The sequence below is a fragment of the Clostridium liquoris genome, from assembly GCF_002995785.1.
In the GTDB taxonomy this organism is placed as follows: Bacteria; Bacillota; Clostridia; order Clostridiales; family Clostridiaceae; genus Clostridium_AO; species Clostridium_AO liquoris.
On the sequence record NZ_PVXO01000042.1, the window covers coordinates 1 to 568 of the forward strand.

General features: G+C 31.0%; 1 protein-coding gene. It reads right to left on the reverse strand.

Going from position 1 to position 568, the window contains the following annotated elements; translation table 11 throughout:
• On the reverse strand, positions 1-447 hold a 447-nt coding region (locus tag CLLI_RS07580; RefSeq protein ID WP_106063617.1), incomplete at its 3' end, for an NADH peroxidase.
• Between the last annotated feature and the right edge of the window lie 121 nt (positions 448-568).

Below are 568 nucleotides of genomic sequence, written 5' to 3' on the forward strand. Positions count from 1 at the left end.
GTTTAATTTCTTAGCTAAAGTTGCTAAATCCTTCTTTCCCTGGCATGCTCCCTGTTCAGCTTCTACTCTCATTTCTAGATTCTTCTTTGTATCTGCTGTAACTACTTCTCCTAATAATTCTGCAAATTTTGAAGCATGTTCTGCTTCTTCAAAAGCTATTCTCTTATATGCTTCTGCTATTTCCGGAAATCCTTCTCTATCTGCTTGTCTGCTCATTGCTAAGTACATTCCTACTTCTGAACATTCTCCAGTGAAGTTTGATCTTAATCCTTCTAATACTTCTTTATCTACATCCTTAGCTATTCCTACTCTGTGTTCATCTGCCCAAGCCATATCATCTTTCTTTTCTATAAATTTATCAGAGCTTGCTCCACATACTGGGCATTTTTCTGGTGCCTTTTCTCCTTCATAAACATATCCACATACTGTACATACAAATTTTTTCATTTTTATATTCCTCCTATTTAAAATTATTATTTATTTAAAATTATTTTTGTTCTCTGTTTACAATTATTATTATATAATAGTTATTATTATTTTGCAATAGTTTTTTGAAACTTTTTTATAT